Source organism: Lactovum miscens, from assembly GCF_014202895.1.
Taxonomy (GTDB): Bacteria; Bacillota; Bacilli; order Lactobacillales; family Streptococcaceae; genus Lactovum; species Lactovum miscens.
Genome location: NZ_JACHHV010000053.1, coordinates 1 through 5261 on the forward strand (window position 1 = coordinate 1; position 5261 = coordinate 5261).

The 5261-nt window shown below is 33.8% G+C and carries 6 protein-coding genes; 5 read left to right on the top strand and 1 reads right to left on the bottom strand.

From position 1 onward, the window contains the following. Positions 1 to 336: 336 nt before the first annotated feature. Together HNQ37_RS08260 and HNQ37_RS08265 are read left to right on the top strand one after the other, a co-directional pair. Positions 337 to 603, top strand: coding sequence for a putative quinol monooxygenase (locus HNQ37_RS08260; protein WP_183541225.1), 267 nt, complete (start codon positions 337 to 339; stop codon positions 601 to 603). Next, positions 603 to 833, top strand: a complete 231-nt coding sequence (locus HNQ37_RS08265) for a hypothetical protein (protein WP_183541228.1) — start codon at positions 603 to 605, stop codon at positions 831 to 833. Before HNQ37_RS08260 ends, HNQ37_RS08265 begins: the two co-directional genes overlap by 1 nt. Before the next feature lie 94 nt (positions 834 to 927). Here HNQ37_RS08265 and HNQ37_RS08270 read toward each other — a convergent pair whose 3' ends face one another. Further along, the gene (locus HNQ37_RS08270) at positions 928 to 1623 is read right to left on the bottom strand and encodes an MBL fold metallo-hydrolase (RefSeq protein ID WP_183541231.1); all 696 of its coding nucleotides are present in this window, start codon (positions 1621 to 1623) and stop codon (positions 928 to 930) included. Between the two features lie 106 nt (positions 1624 to 1729). On the opposite strand from HNQ37_RS08270, the gene HNQ37_RS08275 reads away from it, so the two are divergent. The 3 genes from HNQ37_RS08275 (at position 1730) to HNQ37_RS08285 (ending at position 5144) form a co-directional block, all read left to right on the top strand. After that, the gene (locus tag HNQ37_RS08275) at positions 1730 to 2575 is read left to right on the top strand and encodes an aldo/keto reductase (protein ID WP_183541234.1); all 846 of its coding nucleotides are present in this window, start codon (positions 1730 to 1732) and stop codon (positions 2573 to 2575) included. Between the two features lie 785 nt (positions 2576 to 3360). Then, entirely contained in the window at positions 3361 to 4251 is an 891-nt protein-coding gene (gene truB, locus HNQ37_RS08280) for a tRNA pseudouridine(55) synthase TruB (protein ID WP_183541237.1), read from the top strand. Then, complete coding sequence (locus HNQ37_RS08285) at positions 4248 to 5144, top strand: bifunctional riboflavin kinase/FAD synthetase (RefSeq protein ID WP_183541240.1); 897 nt, start codon at positions 4248 to 4250, stop codon at positions 5142 to 5144. Before truB ends, HNQ37_RS08285 begins: the two co-directional genes overlap by 4 nt. The last annotated feature ends 117 nt before the right edge of the window (positions 5145 to 5261 follow it).

Consider the following 5261-nt stretch of genomic DNA (forward strand, 5'->3'; position numbering starts at 1 on the left):
GACTTGGATGAATCAATATCCAAGAAAAATGTTCAAGTATCAGACACCACTTCAGATGTATCGGGGTGGCTAAATTAAATTTGCAATTTGCCGAATGTTTGTTTTACAATAATATAAGAATTTTTAGTTTGAAACTATAAATCTACCAAGTAAACTTTGTAAAATTTATAGGAATTAACATATAATGTTTTATGATTTTTATTAATAAAATTGCTTGTTTAGAAATTTCAAAATCCAGAATCAAGCTATTTTATGATTTTTTTGTCCTTGTGAAAAGTATTAGGTGGGCGATAGTGCTATACATTGTTGACATACTGGATGTGGTATAATAAAACAATGAAAATTACATTAAAGCTTCATTTTTTCGATGATACCGTTGACAAAGCTCTGGCGGCTTTGGTTGATTACATTGGTGGCATATCGGAAGTGAATGGTAATTTAGGATATGTTGTGGTTCAGGATGATCAATTTCCAGGTATTGTCTTTGTGCATGAAAGCTGGATTGATATTCAGAGCTATGCAAGTTTCATGAACTCAAATATGATATGGAAATTTATGGCAGAAGTTGGTCCTTATATTGCTAAAATGGAACAATTGATTTGATGCTGACAGAACAAGAATTCTTTGATGAAGATGCCTGGGATAATTGGAAAGGTTCAAATGAAGAGCTCCAAAATCTGTATGAAATGGAACGAGAGAGGCTATGGAAAGCTTTCAATAAAATCTTTGCTAATAAACTTTATGGTGTATCTGAATCAACTAAGTCTTATCTTTTTGAAGACTTTAAACACCAATATTTTGCAAATCGAATGCGCGATAAAGAAGATACATAAATCACTTTACGAAAAATTATTTATGTATAAATAACTATCAAAGAAAAAGCCACAAATTAATGTGGCTTTTTCTTTGATAGTTTGCTATTTAAATTTAATCAATTTTCAAAAATCCGGTATGGTATGTAATGGCACCGGAAAGGTTAAATGATTTAATTACCTCAAGTGATTCATCCGCAAGTTTGTTATCCCAAGTCATAGCTGGGTCAGAGCCAATGAGTTGATCGCCTAAGATATTTGCTGCATCTCCACAAATCATAAGTTTACTTTCTTTCAAAAAGAATGATGTATGACCAGGAGTGTGGCCGGGTGTAAACACAGTGACAATTCCTCCAGCAAAATTAAGCAAATCACCATTTGATAATTTTACATCTATTGGTACGTAAGCTTGAGCAAACCCTCTTTTGAGCATTTGGTAAAAAGAGTCAGACTCTTCAATTTCGCCGGCATCAATAAGAGATTCACGTGCAACCATTTTTGTTGGCTTTTCTATACCTTCAATATAAGGTGCATCAATTTTATGTGCATAAACAGTTGCATCTGGAACATGTTTCAATAATTCTAAAGTACCCCCCATATGATCAATATCTTGGTGGGTGATTACAATATCTGTTAGATCAGTAATATTAAATCCAGCTCCCTTAATTGCCTCCACAAGAAAATCTCCTGCACCAGGTACGCCAGTGTCAAACAGAACTAGATGTTGATCATCCCATGTTAAAGTTGGGTGGTAAATGGATCCATTTGGCATGGTTACCTCAAGCATTTCAACATTTTCAGTAATTCTCATATCTTTCCTCTTTTCAATTTACACTTTAATTATAGAACAATTTACAATATATTAAGGTTAAAAGCGTTTAAAAGTGTTAAAATTAGTTTAAATAAAAGGAGATCTCATGGCAATTCTTACAGAAACATACACACTTTTAAATGGTTTAAAAATTCCAAAGGTCGGTTTTGGTACTTGGCAAACCCCAGATGGTGACGTGGCTTATCAAGCAGTTCGCAACGCTCTTGATCTTGGCTATCGTCATATTGATACAGCTCGTGTTTACGGAAATGAAGTTTCAGTCGGTAAGGCAATTAAAGATTCTGGAATTCCTCGCGAAGAAATTTTCTTAACAACAAAACTACCTAGTGACATAAAGACATTTGAAGGTACATTAGAATATTTTGATATTAGCTTGAAAGCTCTCAATGTTGAATATTTTGATCTTTATTTGATTCATGCACCGTGGCCATGGTCAAACATAGGTGCGAATGATGATAAAGGCAATCGTGAAGCTTGGCGTGCTTTTGAAAAACTTTATAAAGAAGGTAAGTTAAAAGCCATTGGTATTTCAAATTTTGACCAACATGACATGGAAAATTTGCTTGAAGTTGCTGAAATTAAACCAATGATTAACCAAATTGAATACTATGTTGGTTGGACAGAGCCAAAGATTGTCAAGTTTGCTAAAGAAAATGGTATTTTAATTGAGGCCTATTCACCACTTGCGACGGGTCACATGTTAGAGAATCCAGAGATCGTTAAAATGGCAGAGGAGCTTGATGTCTCGCCAGCCCAATTAGCTATCAAATTTTGCCTCCAAAATGGTGTTCTACCATTACCAAAAGCAACAAGTCGTGAACATATCAAAGATAATACAAAGTTGGACTTTGTAATTTCAGAATCTAATATGAAAATTCTTAATGCACTTACTGATACAGCAGAAAATAAGCATCACGCAACCAAGGGATAATATTTTCTAACGAAAATAACTTATTTTTAAATTGCTAACGATATATAGACTTTCAAACATACAATTTGGAAGTCTTTTATTATTTTATATCTATGATATAAATTTAAGATAACAGGGTTGGATGCAGTAAATTAAATATCTTATTTTCAAATGTTCTATTGCACAATTTATTATTAAACTAAAATAATAAAGATAAATTCATATTTAATGAAAATTAACAAAGTCACCAAGAATCTGATAATTAATCCTTTAAAAATTGACTCAAAGTAGAAAATAAAATTGTAAAATATTACTTGATTATTTAACTTTAAAACGATGAGCCGTGAATGACTTGGAAAAGATAGTATCTGCCTATTTAAAGGATTAGTTAAGTTTTTATAGTATATACTCATAGCATCTTCACAAAGACATTTAGGGACATTTCAGGTAAATGTCTTTTTGAGATTTAAATCATCCAAATTCTTATAGTTTATGAGTCTTATGGAAAACAATAATAATAATAATTCAGGCAATAAAAATTCGTTAGAATATCTAAATAAAAAACAATTTATAAATAGCTTTAATTCAGGCAACTCCCTTGAAAATAAGATATTTTACAAAGATTATGGGATGTAACGCAAAAAATTAAAAAATTAAATAGTCAAGTTGATATGGACAATAAATAATGGTTCAAAATTTAAAGTGCCTGATTATAGATTAAAAACCCGACATGAAGAGGAAACACCATTACTATTTTATAAAACAGAGGAGTGCAGAACGAAGTTTTTTTTGATACAATTGCACAGATGGACGGAATCCTTAATATATATAAAGAAGCTGGTTGGACGTCAAATGACGTTGTTCAAAAGCTTCGCGGTATCTTAAAAACAAAAAAAGTTGGTCATGGTGGAACGCTTGATCCTGCAGTGACGGGCGTGCTTCCAGTAGCAGTTGGCAAGGCTACTCGTCTCCTTGAATATATGGATGCTGGTGGAAAAATCTATGAGGGTGAGGTTACTCTTGGGTTTTCTACTGAGACAGAAGACGCTGAAGGAATAGTTGTTGAGTCAAAAATAGTTTCTAAGAGTCTGACAGAAGCTGACGTGGATGAAGCGATGGAAACTTTTGTTGGTTGGATCAAGCAAGTCCCTCCGATGTACTCTGCAGTAAAAGTCAATGGTAAGAAACTTTATGAATATGCTCGAGCAGGGCAAGTGATAGAACGCGTTCCTCGTGAAATTGAAATCAAATCTTTTGAACGACTGAGTCCCTTGACTTTTGATGGAGATATTGGAAAATTTAAATTCCGTGTTAGCTGTTCTAAGGGTACTTATATCCGTACACTTGCCGTAGATCTTGGGGCTAAGCTGACTTATCCAAGCCATATGTCAATGCTTCAACGAACTATGGCAAACGGATTAAGAATTGAAACAGCCTCGACTTTGAAACAAATAGAAGAGTCTCGTGACCAAGGGAAGCTAAATGAAGTTTTCCTAGATCTTAACTTTGCAGTAACAGATCTCCCTCATATTAGCTTAAATCAAGCTCAATATGAAGATATAAAAAACGGGAAAAAGATCGAATTTGAAAATATTATAGAAATTGGTCAGCCTTTGGCAGTTTATTATAATGAAAAACTGGTTGGTATTTGTCATCAAGGCGAACAACAACTGAAACCTAAGAAAATATTAATATGAACATACAAAATTTTGATGAATTAACTAATTTTACTGAACAAACTGTCTTGGTATTGGGCTATTTTGATGGACTCCACCGTGGACATCAAGCTGTTTTTGCGGAAGCAAGAAGAATAGCAACTGTGCTGAATTTGAAAATTGCAGTTTTAACCTTTCCAGAGCGTGCCGAATTGACTTTTAAGCAATTTCATACAGATATGCTACTTAAGCTTACCTCTGATAAAAAGCGTGAAGCACTTTTCGAAGCTAATGGAGTTGACTTTCTGTTCTATAAGCCTTTAACTTCAAAGTTTGCTGCTTGCACATCAAGTGAATTTGTCGAAAATTTCTGCAAGAAGCTAAATCCTAAAGTAATTGTTACAGGTTTTGATTATACGACGGGTTCAGATATGGTGAATCTTAAGTCTACCGATGAAATTCGTGTCGTTCAAGTTCCTGAACTTAAAGAGGGGAATGAAAAAATTTCATCTACACGCATCCGTGATTTAATTAAGGTTGGCGAAGTTGCCGAAGCGAATAGCTTATTGGGGTATGAGTATGAAACAACCGGTATTGTAGTTCATGGCTTTAAGCGAGGCCGAGAAATCGGTTATCCAACAGCAAACCTTGTTATAAAAGATTATATTCATATTCCAGCTGTTGGTGTCTACACGGTTGATGTTATCCGGGATGGCAAACGCTTACGTGGCTTTGCATCTATAGGTTATAATGATACCTTTGAGGGGGTAGAAAAGACTATTGAAGTTAATGTTTTTGATTTCAATGAACAACTTTATGGAGAAAATCTGACAGTTCTTTGGTTGGATAGAATACGTGGCATGGTGAAGTTTGATGGAATGGAGACTCTTATTGAACAAATGAAGAAGGATGAAATTCAAGCCAGAAATTTCTAAGTAATATATAATGACTTTAAAAGGCAAATTGTAATATTAAGTTAGCCACCTGAAGAAAGAAAAAAACACCTGAAACCTTTATACTTGAATTTGGAATAAACAAAGTAGAAAAGGATT